General features: G+C 57.8%; 14 protein-coding genes. All 14 read left to right on the top strand.

From position 1 onward, the window contains the following. The first annotated feature begins 109 nt into the window (after nt 1-109). Nucleotides 110-1,450, top strand: a complete 1,341-nt coding sequence (locus tag SMC1_RS08860) for a UDP-glucose dehydrogenase family protein (protein WP_119086417.1) — start codon at nt 110-112, stop codon at nt 1,448-1,450. Further along, the gene (locus SMC1_RS08855; RefSeq protein WP_119086416.1) at nt 1,447-2,511 is read left to right on the top strand and encodes a Gfo/Idh/MocA family protein; all 1,065 of its coding nucleotides are present in this window, start codon (nt 1,447-1,449) and stop codon (nt 2,509-2,511) included. The genes SMC1_RS08860 and SMC1_RS08855 overlap by 4 nt, the downstream gene beginning before the upstream one ends. Beyond that, nucleotides 2,501-3,304 carry an N-acetyltransferase gene (locus SMC1_RS08850; RefSeq protein ID WP_119086415.1) on the top strand — a complete coding sequence of 268 codons (804 nt, stop codon included), beginning with the start codon at nt 2,501-2,503 and terminating at the stop codon, nt 3,302-3,304. Before SMC1_RS08855 ends, SMC1_RS08850 begins: the two co-directional genes overlap by 11 nt. Beyond that, nucleotides 3,301-4,449 (top strand): DegT/DnrJ/EryC1/StrS family aminotransferase, encoded by a 1,149-nt coding sequence (locus SMC1_RS08845; protein WP_119086414.1) that lies wholly within the window; start codon nt 3,301-3,303, stop codon nt 4,447-4,449. The genes SMC1_RS08850 and SMC1_RS08845 overlap by 4 nt, the downstream gene beginning before the upstream one ends. A 145-nt stretch (nt 4,450-4,594) precedes the next feature. Continuing rightward, complete coding sequence (locus tag SMC1_RS08840; RefSeq protein WP_119086413.1) at nt 4,595-5,587, top strand: GNAT family N-acetyltransferase; 993 nt, start codon at nt 4,595-4,597, stop codon at nt 5,585-5,587. Nucleotides 5,588-5,750: 163 nt separating this feature from the next. Next, on the top strand, nt 5,751-7,130 hold the full coding sequence (locus tag SMC1_RS08835) for a phenylacetate--CoA ligase family protein (RefSeq protein ID WP_119086412.1): 1,380 nt from the start codon (nt 5,751-5,753) through the stop codon (nt 7,128-7,130). A 181-nt stretch (nt 7,131-7,311) separates the two neighbouring features. Next, on the top strand, nt 7,312-8,664 hold the full coding sequence (locus tag SMC1_RS08830) for a phenylacetate--CoA ligase family protein (protein ID WP_126855201.1): 1,353 nt from the start codon (nt 7,312-7,314) through the stop codon (nt 8,662-8,664). A gap of 27 nt (nt 8,665-8,691) precedes the next feature. Next, nucleotides 8,692-10,182 (top strand): O-antigen ligase family protein, encoded by a 1,491-nt coding sequence (locus SMC1_RS08825; RefSeq protein ID WP_126855200.1) that lies wholly within the window; start codon nt 8,692-8,694, stop codon nt 10,180-10,182. A gap of 217 nt (nt 10,183-10,399) precedes the next feature. Then, complete coding sequence (locus tag SMC1_RS08820) at nt 10,400-11,635, top strand: glycosyltransferase (protein ID WP_165849385.1); 1,236 nt, start codon at nt 10,400-10,402, stop codon at nt 11,633-11,635. Nucleotides 11,636-12,257: 622 nt separating this feature from the next. Beyond that, nucleotides 12,258-12,659: a DegT/DnrJ/EryC1/StrS family aminotransferase gene (locus tag SMC1_RS08815; RefSeq protein WP_119086408.1), complete on the top strand. Its 402-nt coding sequence runs from the start codon at nt 12,258-12,260 to the stop codon at nt 12,657-12,659. Then, nucleotides 12,656-13,645, top strand: a complete 990-nt coding sequence (locus SMC1_RS08810; protein ID WP_119086407.1) for a GNAT family N-acetyltransferase — start codon at nt 12,656-12,658, stop codon at nt 13,643-13,645. Before SMC1_RS08815 ends, SMC1_RS08810 begins: the two co-directional genes overlap by 4 nt. A 2-nt stretch (nt 13,646-13,647) precedes the next feature. After that, a complete protein-coding gene (locus tag SMC1_RS08805) occupies nt 13,648-14,094 on the top strand; it encodes a DegT/DnrJ/EryC1/StrS family aminotransferase (protein WP_119086406.1) in 447 nt (148 codons plus the stop codon). Between the two features lie 371 nt (nt 14,095-14,465). After that, complete coding sequence (locus tag SMC1_RS08800; protein ID WP_126855199.1) at nt 14,466-15,455, top strand: GNAT family N-acetyltransferase; 990 nt, start codon at nt 14,466-14,468, stop codon at nt 15,453-15,455. 2 nt (nt 15,456-15,457) lie between these two features. Next, nucleotides 15,458-16,921 carry a polysaccharide deacetylase family protein gene (locus SMC1_RS08795; protein WP_119086404.1) on the top strand — a complete coding sequence of 488 codons (1,464 nt, stop codon included), beginning with the start codon at nt 15,458-15,460 and terminating at the stop codon, nt 16,919-16,921. The last annotated feature ends 29 nt before the right edge of the window (nt 16,922-16,950 follow it).

Genomic DNA, 16,950 nt, shown 5'->3' with positions numbered 1-16,950 from the left:
TGCGATTCGCACTCGTAGCCTGCACGGCTACAGATGCACATGATGTGGCCCATCGAGTGCCACGCCGCATCTGGAATGAGTGGGGGATGATCCTGCTGAAGGAGGAACCATGAGGATTGCAGTCATCGGAACGGGATATGTCGGACTCACGACCGGTGTCTGTTTAGCGAACCGAGGACATGACGTTCTGTGTGTAGATACTGATGTAGAGAAGGTGACCGCGTTACAGAACGGTCGCTGTCCGATTCTCGAAGCCGGGCTTGAGGCACTCATGCATAGGAATCTCCAGCTTGGTCGACTTCGCTTCGATTCATCGTTGACGGCTCTTGAACGCTATTCGGACTTGGTTTTCGTAGCAGTTGGGACTCCGGAAGGTGACGGAGGAGAGCCCGATCTGACGTATGTTCGCCAGGCCTTGGGTCAAGTAGCATCGATGGCATCGCCAGGCTCGGTTGTCGTGATCAAGAGCACGGTACCTCCAACCGCGCTTGCTGTGCTTGAGGCTGAGATGCAAGGTACTGCAGAATCCAAGAAACTGGCCTTTGCCGTCAACCCAGAGTTCCTGCGCCAAGGCATGGCAGTTGCGGACACACTCCATCCAGAGCGTATTGTTATTGGAGTGGCGGATGCCAAGGCTCGCAGGCGTCTTCTGGAACTGTATGCGCCCTTTGCTGTGCCCGTGGTTGTGACCGATCCCGTGTCGGCAATGACCATCAAGTATGTTGCCAATTGCTTCTTGGCAACGAAGATCTCGTTTGTCAACGAGGTAGCCAATCTGTGTGAGCGGCTTGGGGCAGATGTGGATGCAGTAACACTAGGAATGGGTCTTGATAGCAGAATTGGGCCTAAGTTTCTACAGGCAGGCATCGGCTTCGGTGGTTCGTGCTTTCCCAAGGATACGGTTGGGCTTCTCCACGTGGCTCGCAGCGTCGGCTACGACTTCCAGGTTCTTGCATCTGCGCTTGCTGTCAATGAGCAGCAGTACAAGGTCGTGCTGGATTATCTGGTCGCGCGACTGGGGTCGCTGCAGGGAAAGGTGGTCGCAGTCTTGGGTCTTGCCTTCAAGGGTGGCACGGATGACACCCGTGAGACCAGGTCATTTCCCGTCGTTCGTGGCCTGTTGTCGGCTGGTGCAGAAGTCCGTTCGTTTGACACGTGCGTTGTGCGCACCCGGTTGCCTGGCGACATCGTGGCTACAGTGCAGGATTCGCTGGAAGCATGTGTTGCTGATGCCGATGCTGTTGTCATAGCCAACGACGCAACAGGCTGGACAAGTGTGAATTGGACATCGGTCGCCCATGCCATGAGGGGAACACTGATCGTCGATGGTCGCAATACGTTGGATGCAGACTTGGTTCTGGAAGCGAGACTGGAGTACTGGGGTGTTGGCCGAACTGGCGCTGGCAAGTCGTTTGCCAACGCTGTTCTGACAGCGGAGTCTGAATCATGAGTACAGACTTCGCTTTGGTTGGCTGCGGGCGTATCTCGCGCAAGCACTGCGAAGCGCTGACAAAGGTACAAGGGGCAAAACTCGTGGCTGTCTGCGACTTGATCCGTGACAGGGCAGAGTCGACGGGCATGCAGTGGGATGTCCCGTGGTACACATCGCACGAAACGATGCTGGGCGAGATTCATCCTGCCATCGTGAATGTTTGTACCGAAAGTGGCAACCATGCTAGTGTGGCTATTGACGTAATGAAGAGGTTTGGCTGCAGCGTCATCGTGGAAAAGCCCATGGCGTTACAGTTGTCGGACGCAGATGCAATGATTCAGACAGCCCGCGAAGCCAACGTCCGGCTGTTCACCGTGAAGCAGAACCGTTTCAACGGTCCGATTCAGTTGCTCAAACGCGCGCTGGATGAAGGCAGGTTCGGACGTGTCCTGATGATAACATCGCGGGTCCGGTGGCATCGGACACAAGAGTACTATGACCAGGCACCGTGGCGGGGCACATGGGCCCAGGACGGTGGATGCATCACCAATCAAGCCATCCACTATGTTGATCTCATGCAGTGGCTTGGCGGGCCGGTGTCCTCAGTCTACGCGGCATCGCGCCGTTTTCTTCATCGCATGGAGGCTGAGGACGCTGCGGTCGCGACATGGCAGTTTCAGTCTGGTGCTCTCGGTGCGTTCGAGGCGACGACCTGTGCCAATCCAAAGGACTTGGAGGGTTCCATCACGGTCCTGGGCGAGAAGGGAGAGGTCGAGATCGCAGGGTTCGCTGTCAACCAGGTGCGCACGTGGGCGTTTGCCGAGGAGCGTCCTGAAGATCTGCAGGTTCAGGATGCCAGTTATGTTCCAGACAACGTGTATGGATTTGGCCACGAAGCGTTGTTTCGGTCCATCCTGAACTCTCTGGCCACCGGCCAGCCGAACATGCTTGAGGGTGGTGAGGGTCGCAGAACCCTGGAGCTTGTCACGGCCATGTATGAGGCGATGGAGACCGGGATGCCAGTGAAGCTTGGTACATCATATCCACACAGTCGTCTCGGAGGTTCAAATGTCGATTAGTCCAGCCGCACGCATAGCACGCGATGTAGTCATGGGTGACAATGTGGTCATCGAGGCTGATGTCGCGGTAGGCGAGGGATGTGTTCTTGGGCACAATGTGGTCATCGAAGCCGATGTCACCGTTGGCGAGGGATGTGTGCTGGGGCACAATGTGGTCATCCGCGCTGGCAGTCGCTTGGGTTGCCATGTGATGGTGGGGGACAACACCGTTATCGGACGGCATCCCATGCACAGCGTCCGGTCTGCGCCGCCACCCGTGACGGACTACGGGGCATGCAGTATTGCGGACGACGTCCAGATTGGTTGTGGATGCGTCCTGTATGCGGGTGTCACTATTGGGCGCCAAGTCATGTTAGCCGACCTGGCGACCGTGCGCGAGGCGGTCACCATCGGTGAGCAGACGATTATCGGACGTGGCGTTGCCATCGAGAATCGCTGCACGATAGGAAAACGCTGCAAGCTGGAGACCAACGCATATATCACTGCGTATTCTGACCTGGAGGATGATGTCTTTGTTGCTCCCATGGTTGCGACGTCGAACGACAACTACATGGCACGGGGTAAAGAGCGCTTCAAGCATTTCAAAGGCGTGACGGTCAAGCGTGGCGGCCGCATCGGCGTCAATGCGACGATTCTACCTGGTCGGACGGTCGACGAGCAGGGCGTCGTGGCTGCTGGGTCTGTTGTGACGCACGACGTGCCTGCGCGGTATATCGTCGTAGGCAATCCAGCGCGTGTGTTCCGGGATGTTCCAGAGGATCAGCTGCTGGAGAACCAGGAGGAGAACAAATGAACGAAATGAAACAGCAGATCCCGATGCTCGATCTGCAGGCCGAATACCACGACATTAAGGACGAGATTAACGAGGCAGTCCACCGCGTTCTTGAGAGCGGTCACTTCATCTTGGGTGAGGAGGTCGAGGCCTTCGAGCATGAGATTGCCAGCTATCTGGGCGTCCGGCATGCCATAGGCGTCGCGTCTGGCTCCGATGCGCTGCTGCTTGCACTCATGGCATTGGGTGTTGGACCTGGGGACAAGGTCATCACGACCCCGTTCAGCTTCTTTGCCACGGCTAGCTGCATTGTGCGTCTCGGAGCGACGCCGGTGTTCTGTGATATCGACCCTCGCACCTTCGACCTTGACCCTGACAGCGTGCGCCGGTACCTTGAAGCGTTCTATACGCCGGCTGTCAAGGCCATCATCCCCGTGCACCTGTATGGCCAATGTTGTGACATGGATCCACTCCTTGATCTTGCACGGAGGTACAGTCTCAAGGTTGTAGAGGACTGTGCTCAGTCCTTCGGGTCCACCTACAAGGGACATCAATCGGGCAGCATGGGAGACATCGGGTGTTTCAGCTTCTTTCCCACCAAGAATCTTGGTGGCTACGGCGACGGCGGCATGGTGACCACCAACGATGACGACTCGGCTGAGCATGTGCGCATGCTCCGTGTTCACGGTGCCCGCCACAAGTACCACCATGAGGAACTTGGCATCAACAGCCGCTTGGACGCCATGCAGGCTGCTATCCTTCGCGTCAAGTTGAAGCACGTCGACGCGTGGACCGAGCGCAAACGCGCGCTGGCGGCCGCTTACGACAAGGAGCTGTCAGGCATTGAGTGGCTTCAGGTGCCGTACGTGATGCCGGAGTGCAGGCACACGTATCACCAGTACACGATCAAGGTACCTGCGGAACGACGGGCGGCGATCCAGGAGGCTCTGGCGCACGCCGGTATCGAGACCCAGGTGTACTACCCTGAACCACTGCACCAGCAGCCCTGCTTCGTCGGCCAACAGGAACTGCCAGGGGAACCCTTGAATGCTGACGCCGTCGTGCGGAGTGTGCTGAGCCTGCCAATATCCCCGGGTCTCAAGGATGGTGACCGAAGAGAGGTTGGCTTGGTGATCAAGAAATCTGGTGACGAGGCGGTCCGATGACCAATCGCGGCTATGGCATTGAGCACGATCAGTCATCTCACAGGTGATGGTGGCCGTCGGTGGGTGTGAGCAGGCTGTCTTGTTGGCGGCCGCTCTCGATGCATTCAGGCCGTGTTGGCAATAGCATGCCACGCGCGGTGGTGCCATGAGAGACTTGGTCGTGCGCGAACTGAAGCAGGCAGAATGGGACCGCTGGGATGATTGGCTGGCTCTGCAGCCGTGGGGCTCTCCGTTTTCCGCGGCTTGGTGGCTCGACGCAAACTGCAGAGCGTTTGGAGGTCATCCCTTGCTCCTTGGCGTTCTTGATGGGGAACAACTGGTCGGCGGCGTGGCTCTGCGAATCACCGATGTGGGCCCTGTACATGTGGTGCGTCCGTCCATGCTTTACAACCCTATCGTGATCGCCGTGGAAAGCCCACAGAGCAGACAGAAGGTTCTTGCCACACTTCTTGAAGACATGGCTCGTCGAAAGCTCATCGTGCGACCCCTTACCTGCACGACGGACATGGTGGATCTGCGCCAGGCCGTCTGGCATCACTGGAACCTGACCGCCAGCTGGACCGTGGTGACAGCGCTGAGAACATGGGTACTGGAGAAAGACGTGTCTCGAATGGAACTCCAGCAAATGAGGAAAGCCCAACGTGCGGAAGTCACGGCACACGTCGAGCCGCCTGACGCGGATGTCCTCTACAACCTCATGCAGGCAACCATCTTACGGCACGGACACGAGGGCAGTCAAACCAGAGTGCAGTTTCGTACCCTAGTAGAGGCCGCTGGCACCCATGGCATGCAGATCGTGGTACGTGATGTCGACGGTGTTCCCCTGAGTGCAGTTCTTGTCATGGCACAAGGAACACGTGCAGCCTATTCCGTATGGGTTGGTACCTCTGCAATCGGTCTGGCCAAAGGTGCAACCGTGGCGGGGTATGTTTTCATGCTAAAGGAACTGCAGGCCAGGGGGTATGAGTACCTCGATTGGTGTGGAGCCAGCCTGCCCGGCCTGTCGGATTTCAAACTCAGTTTTGGGGGTACTTTGACAACGCGTCTCACAATCTCGAGAGAACCCCTGTGGGTCAGGGCAACGGTCCCGGTGCACGTGCGTCTGTCACAGCTCAAGTCTGTCTTGAGGAGGCACTGAGGATGGATTGCCAAGGCGAGATACTGTGTCGGCAATACGGGGACCCGTGTGCTGCCGAGTATTCTCAGTCTGCCGATGTCACATTCACTGCCGTTGTCGGCGACAGATACCGTGCGCGATGTCCTGTATTTGGGTCCGCTCACTGGATCACGGTGAAGCAGTTATGAGAGACCTGTTCATGCAGGCTGTTGCCTATACAAGCATGTGGCTGGCACAGCGGGAAGTCTTTGCCTACCGTGACGAAGCGCTACAGAATTGGACGTTGCCCGGTGGTGTCGAAGAGGTACAGGCGACGGTGCTCGCCAAGCTACGGGTTGCTCTGGACTACGCTCGTTCCTCCAATGCCTACTACGCAGGAGTCTTTGCTTCTGTAGGCTTTGATCCGCTCACGATGAGGGGCCTGGAAGAAATCAGCGTCTTGCCCATCATGACAAAGGATGATATTCGCCGGCACCGCTCCGATTTTGAGGCTTGCGAATCCATGAATTCACATCGAGTGGAGGGCAAGACAGGTGGATCGACCGGACAGCCGCTGAAGTTCAGCATGTCACGAGATGACTACTTGCGGTCGGTCGGGATCGGGCTTGCGGGCTGGCACTTTTGCGGCTATGTGTTGGGTGACCGGGTCGGCGTCCTTGGCGGTGCCTCGATTGCCAAGCAAGATGCGGTTCCGTGGCACATCTCCCGTTCGGACCTCGCGCTGAACCGTCGGCAGTTTAGCGCGGCCGTCATGGATGACAATCGCATTGCGCAGTATTGGGACTACATTGCACGTTGGGAGCCAGCCTACCTTCGTGGCTATCCGTTTGCTCTTGCAGAGCTCTGTCGTCATCGCCCCAAGGGTTGCGCAGGCCATTACAGGCCGAGAGCTGTTCTCACGACGTCAGAGATGCTCACGGAGTCCGATCGACACATCATCGAAAAGGCGCTGGGAGCGCCCGTGTTTGACGGCTGGGGTCTCAACGATGGTGGGGCCAGCGCCTACGAGTGCAGGGAGCACATTGGGATGCATGTCGACACGACGCGCGCGTACGTGGAGACGGTCGATGACGCAGGACGGCCGGTCTGGGACATGCCCGGTCGTATCGTCGTGACGAGCCTGACGAACAAAGCGTTCCCATTCGTGCGCTACGACACCGGCGACATGGGAGTGTTGGCTTGGCGGGGCTGCAAGTGTGGACGTTCAGGATTGATGCTCACGCAGATACTAGGTCGCTGCGACGAGAGGCTCAACATCGGTGGCGTAAGGACAGAGGCGTGTGCGGGGAGTTGGCTGACAGACATAGATCGTGTGAGAAGGTGGCGCATCGTGCAGGACGGTCCGCTCCACATCACCATAACGCTTGATGTTGACGCAGGCTTTGACAAGAGGGCTTCGGAAGAGGCCGTGACCTTGTCATTCGTTTCCCGCTGTTCCACAGTGAGTATTGCTTTTGTATACGCGCCCCTTCCCCTGCCGACGGATGGCTCAAAATGGCGGTCTGTCGTCGTGCTTGACAGTGCTCGCCACCAGACCCGTGTCGTTGCAGAGAAGCACGCATGACAACGGATACTGCCTCAGTGTTCGCTGTGAACTGCCGAGATCTGCTCCTTGCGGGTAAGGCTCATCGATATACGGATGCACAGCTACATGCAAGTCACTTGGCAGGATTGGTCCTTCTTCTCGGTCTTGCCCGCGCGCTATGTCTCGTGTCTGCGTCCGCTACCTTAATCGAGGTGGAATAGTGAGAGGTCAGTTCATGCAGGCTGTCGCCTACGCAAGCACATTGCTGACACGGCGGGAAGTCTTTGCCTACCGTGACGAAGCGCTACAGAATTGGACGTTGCCCGGTGGTGTCGAAGAGGCACAGGCGACGGTGCTCGCCAAGCTACGGGTTGCTCTGGACTACGCTCGTTCCTCCAATGCCTACTACGCAGGAGTCTTTGCTTCTGTAGGCTTTGATCCGCTCACGATGAGGGGCCTGGAAGAAATCAGCGTCTTGCCCATCATGACAAAGGATGATATTCGCCGGCACCGCTCCGATTTTGAGGCTTGCGAATCCATGAATTCACATCGCGTGGAGATCACGACTGGTGGATCGACCGGACAGCCGCTGAAGTTCAGCATGTCACGAGATGACTACTTGCGGTCAGTCGGCATCCAAATGGCGGGCTGGCACTTGGCCGGCTATGTGTTGGGTGACCGCGTTGCCGTCTTTGGCGGCGCCTCGATTGCCGAGCGAGATGTGGTTCCATGGCGCGTTTCACCTTCGGACCTCGCGCTGAACCGTCGGCAGTTCAGCGCGGCCGACATGGACGATGATCGTGTAGGCCAGTACTGGGACTACATTGAGCGTTGGCGACCAGCGTATCTGCGCGGGTATCCAACTGCCATCGCCGAACTGTGCCGGCATCGCCCGGCAGCTCGCAGTCGACAATATAGGCCGCAGGCCGTCCTCACGACCTCAGAGATGCTCACGGAGTCCGATCGACACATCATCGAGACGACGCTGGGAGCGCCCGTGTTTGACGGCTGGGGTCTCAACGATGGCGGGGCCAGCGCCTACGAGTGCACGGAACACGTTGGGATGCATGTCGACATGACGCGCGCATATGTAGAAACGGTCGATGATGCAGGACGGTCGGTCTGGGACATGCCCGGCCGTGTCGTCGTAACGAGTCTGACGAACAAAGCGTTCCCATTCGTGCGCTACGACACCGGCGACATGGGAGTGTTGACCTGGCGAGACTGCAAGTGCGGACGAACAGGATTGATGCTTACTCAGATACTGGGCCGCTCCAACGATACACTGAAGTTGGGTGACGCAAGGATATCTCCCAGCTCCACCACGGTCCTATTTGGACGTCTGGAGCACTTGAGGCGATATCACATCGTGCAGGACGCCCCGCTGCATATTACCGTAACATTCGATACTGAGGAAAGCTTTGACAAGAGGGCTTCGGAAGAGGCCGTGACCCGATCATTTGTGTCCCGCTGTCCTGCAGTGAGTATCGCGTTTGTCTACGCAGCCCTTCCCCTGCCGACGGATGGCTCAAAATGGCGGTCCGTGGTCGTCCTCGACAGTGCTCGCCGCTAGGCTTTTGATCACGACTGAGGAGATCGCGTGAAAACAGCAACTGCCTCGGCGTTCCCTGCGAACCGTCAGCATCTACCACTCGACGGCAGGCTTAATCGACACGCGGATGCAGAACCACATACAAGCCGCCTGGCAGGAGTCGTCCTTCTTCTTCCCGGTCTTGCCTGTGCGGCCTGGGCTATTGCTCTTCCGCCTGGCAGCCGAGCGTTTCCGGTCCTCCTCTTATCCGTGTGGGGTGTTGTGGCCATTTGGGCATTGCCCATAGAAGACACTATGCCCGTCGTGCTTCTATGTCTGAGTGTATCGACGGCCGAGCTGCCCGGCATGCCTCTGGAGGAGATGGGCCCGCTCTTCGTTGTAGCTCTCTGGGTTGCGCGCAGTCTTCTGGGGGTGCTTCTGCGTCGTGGCCGAGGACGGGTGCCCCGCAATGCATCTGTTTCGGTGATTGCTGCAATTCTGGCGCTGCTTGCCTGCAATCTAGTAGTCATGGGATACCAAGGAATCGCTGTGGTGGTTTGGGTGAAGAACGCCCTGCCATGGTTGCTGTGTCTCGCAGCCTACCCCGTGTCGCGGATTCGTTGGACGCAGGTGCGTTTCGACCGTACAGTGGACATGCTGGCTTTCACTGGTAGCATGGTCAGTGTGGCCGATATAGTGCAGTTCATAAGGGCTGGCGGAATCGCAGGTTCCGCCGAGGTTGGAGGTGAGGCTTTTGTCTCCATGCTTCCCCTGCTGGCGATCGTGGCGATTCTTGCTAGCTGGGAGAGATCGCGTGTGACGGTCGGCAGTGCGGCTCGGAAACTTGGCCTCTTGGCCGGCTTCGCAGTGTGCCTAGTTAGAATCGCCATGAGTCTTCAGCGCGCGTGGCTCATCGGGGCAGTGGTTGGCTTGGGCGTATGGATATGGGCGGGCCGTAGCCAGCACTCTTCTGGTGTCCGGCGTTTGGCCTCGACCAGTACCTTGGTGCTGAGTGTCACCATCGCTCTGGCTCTTGTGGCGCCAGCCAGTAAGCTCTTTCAGGATGCCTACCGCGGTCTCGTTGCCCGGATCAGTGGGAGTTGGGTGGGCGGCGCATTCGACTACTCTATCGGCACTCGGCTGGTCGAGGTGACCGCAGCCATGCAGAGCCTTCGAGACTCGCCCTTGTTTGGGACTGGACTTGGGTCCGTCATTGACAAAATTGGGCGTAACGGACTGGATTACTCTATGGATTACATTCACATCGGACCAGTATTCGTGTTGACAAAACTCGGTATTGTGGGATTCGCAGTAGTTGGTTGGCTGATCGTACGCGTAGCGTCTGCGCTGCGACGGGCAAGGGTGCAGGTGGCGTACATCAGCGGGTTTCTCTGTGCAGAGCTCTGCGTTGTTGGCGTGCTCTTCGCGGTGACGAGGTACGTGTTCAAGCCGTCCAATGCGGCGCTGGTCTGGCTCCTGATCGGGATGGCTCTGTCGCTGCAGAATGACCTGCGGGACCGTGGCGTCAGTGGCACGGTGAACGCCCGGAATAGACGGTGAAAAGAAACGAACGGCGTCGCCATCGGGAATCCCCGCCGGATGGCGTTCCGAGAGCAGCAACAGCGGACGCCATGTCTGACGGCGCTGGCGGGGATCAGCCATAGCAGAGTCGATGGTGAGGTACAGTCTGGTCGGCACTAAGTCGGTAGCTTGGGACTCATCATTCACGGAAGGACGATACGGTAACGAAGAGACCAGTTTGCAGCTGGGAGCGCTGATGTCCAGATGGAAGGAAGCTGACGCGCCAGGGAGGAACGGTGCAGGATTGGATGCGGGGCAGGATGCCGGTACGAGATTCGTGACCGCCATACCAGGGAAGCGCATAACGCTGGTCTCGATGGGTCGCGGCCCGGGCGATCCGCGAGCCATGTACAAGGAGGCGCGTTTTCTGGCAAGCCTAGGGTATCAAGTCACTTACATATGCAACGCTGCATCTGGACCCATGGTCACCGACGACCATGTTCATGTGGACACGCTGAACATGCCGACATCTCGCTTGGCGCGACAGATGCATGGACCCAGCATCGTGCTGCGAGAGGCACTTCGTTCTCGGCCGGACGTTGTGCATGTTTTTGACCCGGCATTGATTGGGCCTGCGCTGCGTCTTGGGCGGCGCTATGGGGTGAAAGTGGTGCTGGACTTGGCCGAAGATAACGCGAAACAGATACTGCAGAAGAGCTACTTGGGTGCCATGGCAGTAAGAAAGCTGGGCTCACACATATACCGGAGGATGTCTCAAAGCTGGCTTCCTCAAGCCGACCTGGTGATTGCTGCCACTCCGTCGATAGCAGAATCGCTTCCAGCTGGATGTCAACATGTTATTGTCAGAAACTTCCCGGCGATTACTGAGATCGATTCTGTGCCACCTTTGGCATCTGCTGCCAGCAAGAGCAGCACTCCGGTGCTTCGCGTGGTCTACGTCGGAGGAATAAGCCCCATCAGAGGTATTCGGGAACTCATCCTGGCAACAGGTATGCTGCAGGGAGCGGTTGAGCTGCACTTGGCTGGGCCAGTGTACGATGATCGTTTCTTAGGCGAACTGGAGTCTATGACCGCCTGGCAGTACTGTCACTACCATGGCTGGCTGGACTGGCAAGGCTCAATTGCGCTGGTCAAGACGTGCGATGTGGGGGCTTGTGTCTTACAGGCCGCCCCCAACCACGTGGAGAGTCTCCCTGTAAAGGTCTTTGAGTATATGGCTTGCGGCCGAGGCAGTATCATCAGTTCATTCCCCTTATGGCGTCGCCTGTTTGTTGGGGCGGCACTATTCGTTGACCCGACGAATCCCACGTCCATTGCGCAGCTGATGGAGCAGTTGCTTGCAAAACCAGCATTGCTTCGCCGACTGTCTGAACGTGGCCGCTTGCTGGCTGAACAGAGCTATTCATGGGAATCTGAAGCCCAACGACTGGCTAGCGGATATGCTGGGCTATGGACTGTGACGCGGAGATGATGATTTCGGGTGCTAGGGAGGAGGAGTCGCGCACGGACATGACCCGCGCCAGGGCAGGCAGTTTTTGCGCTTTGATGCAGAAGGTGAGTCCGGCTGGCTGGCCACCGCCCGGGTGCCTTGGTGCGCACAGACTTCCGTGCCATGGTGCGTTGTCTACACCCTGTCGTTCCTGGGACTCATGAAGAACCCGGCCGTTGGCCGTCCCTTGGTGTTGGCGTGTGTTGCCGCGAACAACCCGGTGGAGAGGTGCAGAGAATCGCATTGAACGCAGAAAGGGCGCGGCACGAACTGGGATGGCTACCGGCGATGTCGCTGGAAGACGGACTGAGTCATACACTGGCGTGGGTCAGCAGGACGCCGTGAGTAGCAACTATGTCTGTGACAGTGCTGGTGGGCGTGGTGCTGATGCGTTTTCACTCAGCGACAAACCGCCCAGGAGCGCAAGATCGGGAAACCCTGCGACGGAGGTCATAACGGGTGTTTCAGCCGGAAGAGAGAAGCCATGGAACCGCTCAGATGCTATGTTGAGTCTGTCACTGAGACCTGGCACAAGCATTAGAGCAGGTTCCAACATGCAACTGTGCGACGGACTGCCAGTGGCAAAGGAAGGGAGCGCGATGGCATGAGAAAGGTCTTGGCACCACATACCGATGATGGTGAATTGGGTTGTGGGACGTCGATTGCGCGGTTCGTTGAGGAGGGGGCTGACGTGTTCTACGCAGCGTTCTCGACGGCTGACCAATCTTTGCCTGAGGGGGACACTGGCATACGCCACAAGTACCACCACGAGGAACTTGGCATCAACAGTCGGCTGGACGCCATGCAGGCTGGTATCCTTCGCGTCAAGCTGAGGCACGTCGACCAGTGGATGGAGCACAAACGCGCGCTGGCAGCCGCATACGACAAGGAGCTGTCAGCCATCGACAGGCTTCAGGTACCGTACATGATACAGGGGTGCAGGCACACCTATGACCAGTACACAATCAAGGTCCCTGCGGATTTGACGAGGCGGGCAGAGGCATGACCAACTTGACCGTGCGCGAACTGAAGCAGGCAGAATGGGACCGCTGGGATGATTGGCTGGCTCTGCAGCCGTGGGGCTCTCCGTTTTCCGCGGCTTGGTGGCTCGACGCAAACTGCAGAGCGTTTGGAGGTCATCCCTTGCTCCTTGGCGTTTTTGATGGGGAGCAACTGGTCGGCGGCGTGGCTCTGCGAATCACCGATGTGGGCCCTGTACATGTGGTGCGGACGTACGTGTTTTACAACCCTATCGTGATCGCCGTGGGAAGTGCGCAGAGCAGACAGAAGGTTCTTGCCACACTTCTTGAAGACATGGCTCGTCGAAGGCTCGTCGTGCCATCCCTTGCCTGCACCACGGACATGGTGGATCTGCGCCAGGCCGTCTGGCATCACTGGAACCTGATGGCTAGCTGGACGGTGGTGACAGCGCTGAGAACATGGACACTCGATGACGTATCTCGAGGCGAGCTCACAAAAATGAGGAAAGCCCAACGTGCGGAGGTTACGGCACGTGTCGAGCCGCCTGACGCCGATGTTCTCTACGATTTCGTGCAGGAATCGATGTCGCGGCGTGGAATAGAGGAGAGTTTATCCAGAGAGCAGCTTCGTATTCTGATAGAGGCCGCCGGTGCCCATGGCATGCAAGTGGTCGTTCGTGACGTCGATGGCACCCCCTCAAGCACACTCTTTCTCATGTTCCATGGGACACGGGCTGCCTATGGCATATGGGCCGGTACCTCTGCAATTGGCCTGACCAAAGGCGCAGCCGTGGCGATGTATGTTTTCATACTAAAGGAACTGCAGGCTAGGGGCTATGAGTACCTCGATTGGGGTGGAGCCAGCCTGCCCGGCGTGTCCGATTTCAAGCTTGAGTTTGGGGGTACTCTGACAACGCGCTTGGCAATCTCGAGAGAACCGTTGTGGTACAAGGCAGCGCGCCTGGTGCACGTGTGTCTGTTGTGGCTCAAGCGTGTCTTGAGGAGGCACTGAAGATGATTGCCAAGGTGAGATACTGTGTCGGCAACGTGGGGCACCCCCGTGCTGCCGAGTATGGCCTGCGAACTCTCCTTGAGATGGTCATTTCTCCACAGTGTATCGTCCAGAGTACACTCAAAGATCAGCCGCAGGATGATGAAGTTCTGGTGACGTATGGGACAGGGCCTGAGGGCGTCGACAGTGGTGTCCGCATCTTTGTGTCTGGCTTCTTCGATACCTGCTATGTGGCGCAGGCCGGCATCCAAACGCAGGTCTACTACCCTGAACCACTGCACAGGCAGCCCTGCTTCGTGGACAAGCAGGAACTGCCGGAGGAGGCGCTGAACGTCGACGCGGTCGTGCTGAGTGTGCTGAGCTTGCCGATGTCTCATTCACTACCATTGTCAGCAACAGATGCTGTGGGCGACATCCTGCGTTCTTGTTCGTCCGGAAGCAGCCACTAGGCAAGGAGTATTGGGCATGAGAGTTCTTGAACCAGAGATACCAAGGGTCGTCGAGTTCAAGCTCGACACCGCAGCAGCACGGCGTGTATGTGCGCAACAAAGCTCCACAGCGCCCTTTCCGGCGACGTCTCTATCGTCCGTTTTGAGCCAGCGTTTCTGTCCATGAGCCTGAATGAGGCGTTGGTGCAGCCGGTATGGTCTGTTGAGGGATTCGTGACAAACATCGCGCCATCGAATCATTCATCCCAATGCAGTTCGGCGAAAGTCGGCTTCGTAGCGGTGTCCTGCATCACGAGGCTACGCATCTATCGACGATGGTTCGTCCTGCACTCGGGTCGGGTGCCTGCGGATTTGACGAGGCGGGCAGAGGCATGACCAACTTGACCGTGCGCGAACTGAAGCAGGCAGAATGGGACCGCTGGGATGATTGGCTGGCTCTGCAGCCGTGGGGCTCTCCGTTTTCCGCGGCTTGGTGGCTCGACGCAAACTGCAGAGCGTTTGGAGGTCATCCCTTGCTCCTTGGCGTTTTTGATGGGGAGCAACTGGTCGGCGGCGTGGCTCTGCGAATCACCGATGTGGGCCCTGTACATGTGGTGCGTCCGTCCATGCTTTACAACCCTATCGTGATCGCCGTGGGAAGTGCGCAGAGCAGACAGAAGGTTCTTGCGACACTTCTTGAAGACATGGCTCGTCGAAGGCTCGTCGTGCCATCCCTTGCCTGCACCACGGACATGGTGGATCTGCGCCAGGCCGTCTGGCATCACTGGAACCTGATGGCTAGCTGGACCGTGGTGATCACGTTGAAAACATGGACACTCGATGACGTGTCACCAGCAGAACTCAACAAAATGAGGAAAGCTCAACGCGCGGAAGTCACGGCACACGTCGAGCCGCCTGACGCGGATGTCCTCTACAACCTCATGAAGGCATCAATGACGCGGCAGGGACAAGAGACGCCTCTAGGCAGGGAGCAGCTTCGTATTCTGATAGAGGCCACCGGCGCCCATGGTATGCAGACTGTCGTACGCGGTGTCGACGGTGTTCCCCTGAGCGCGGGCTTTGTCATGGCGCACGGAACCCGGATAGCCTATCACATCTGGAGTGGTACCTCTCCAATCGGCCTGACAAAAGGGGCGGCCGTGGCGATGTACGTTGGCAGGCTCGAACAACTGCAGGCCAGGGGCTATGAGTACCTCGATTGCTGTGGAGCCAGCCTGCCCGGCCTGTCGGATTTCAAACTCAGTTTTGGGGGTACTCTGACAACGCGCTTGGCAATCTCGAGAGAACCGTTGTGGTACAAGGCAGCGCGCCTGGTGCACGTGTGTCTGTTGTGGTTCAAGCGTGTCTTGAGGAGGCACTGAGGATGATTACCAGGGTGAGATACTATGTTGGCAACGTGGGGCACCCCCGTGCTGCCGAGTATGGCCTGCGAACTCTCCTTGAGATGGTCATTTCTCCACAGTGTATCGTCCAGAGTACACTCAAAGATCAGCTGCAGGATGATGAAGTTCTGGTGACGTACGGGACAACACCTGATGGCGTGGACAGTGGTGTCCACGTCTTCGTGTCTGGCTTCTTCGATACCTGCTATGGTGGTATCGATGCCATGCCCCAGCGCCCTGTCATTCGCATTGAGAACATCCCAGCACTGTACCGGGATGACCAAGGGTCAACGGGTGAGTTCTATAGTGTCCAAAGTAGTGCACAGGGCGCCCGGGTCGACTGTCATGTCGATGTCGTTGCGGGGGCCTTCTTCATGCTTTCTCGATACGAAGAGACCGTCGTGCGAACAGCCGACGTGTTTGACCGTTTTCCAGCCGAGTCAAGCGTCGCTTACCAGGAAGGGTTCCTGCAGGAGCCGGTCGTCAACCAATATGCTGAACAACTTCTCAAGATGTTGCGTATCGCAGGTTTCGCCGGGGAACGCCGAAAATGGTGGGGAACAGCCCCGTGGGCGATAGCACTGACTCACGACATCGATAAGCTCCATCGCTTCCCCATGAGTGTACTTGACATCGCCCGCTACATGCTAGGCAGAGTCCCGGAAGGGACGCCCAAGCTGGGCTCTCTTCTGCGCGACTACGTGCAGACCACAACTCACAGGAAAACCGATGAGTACGACTGTCTCCAGGAAATGGCGACATGGGAGGTCTCGACAGGCGTGAGTGCTTCTTACTACTTCCTGGGCGACAGTAATGGTCGGCATGGTGCGGACTACTCGATGGATGACCCGAAGGTCGTGACAGATGTGCAGGCAGTTGCAGCGATGGGGCACGAAATCGGATTTCACGCGGGGATGGGCACCTTCGAAGACGCCCGGCAATTCGGCAGCGAATTGTCGAGAGTAAGGTCAGTCGGCAGTCGCGTTGCAGGAGGGCGTCAGCACTACCTGCGATGGAAGACTCCGTTGACATGGCGTCTCTGGGAACAAGAGGGTCTCACCTATGATACGACGTTGGGCTACAGCAAGGTTGCAGGGTTCAGGTGCGGCACCTGTCTTCCCTTCAAGGCCTACGACATTGAGAACGACAGGGAAATGTCGCTCTGGGAATGGCCGCTGATGTTCATGGACGCAACCTACCGCCTGTCATGGAACGAGGGAACAGTCGTGCTGCAGCATCTAGTTCAACAGTGTTCTCAACATGGCGGAGTGCTGGTTCTGCTTTGGCACAGCGCAAATTGGAGTGAATTATATGCCTCTCCCATTCGACATCATTTCCAGGAGTTGATTGTTGGTGCTATGGCTCAAGGGGTCGCGGTAGACTCTATCGGTGGGCTGACACAAAGCGGATGCGTTGATAGCATCGTCAACATGGTGTCCAAGTGAAGCGAACTGCTTGTCAGGACGTCGCAACG

The sequence above is a fragment of the Candidatus Cryosericum septentrionale genome (assembly GCF_003570995.1).
Classification (GTDB): domain Bacteria; phylum Caldisericota; class Caldisericia; order Cryosericales; family Cryosericaceae; genus Cryosericum; species Cryosericum septentrionale.
Note: the sequence above shows the minus strand (reverse complement) of the source record. Positions and strands in the feature narration are given on the sequence as shown.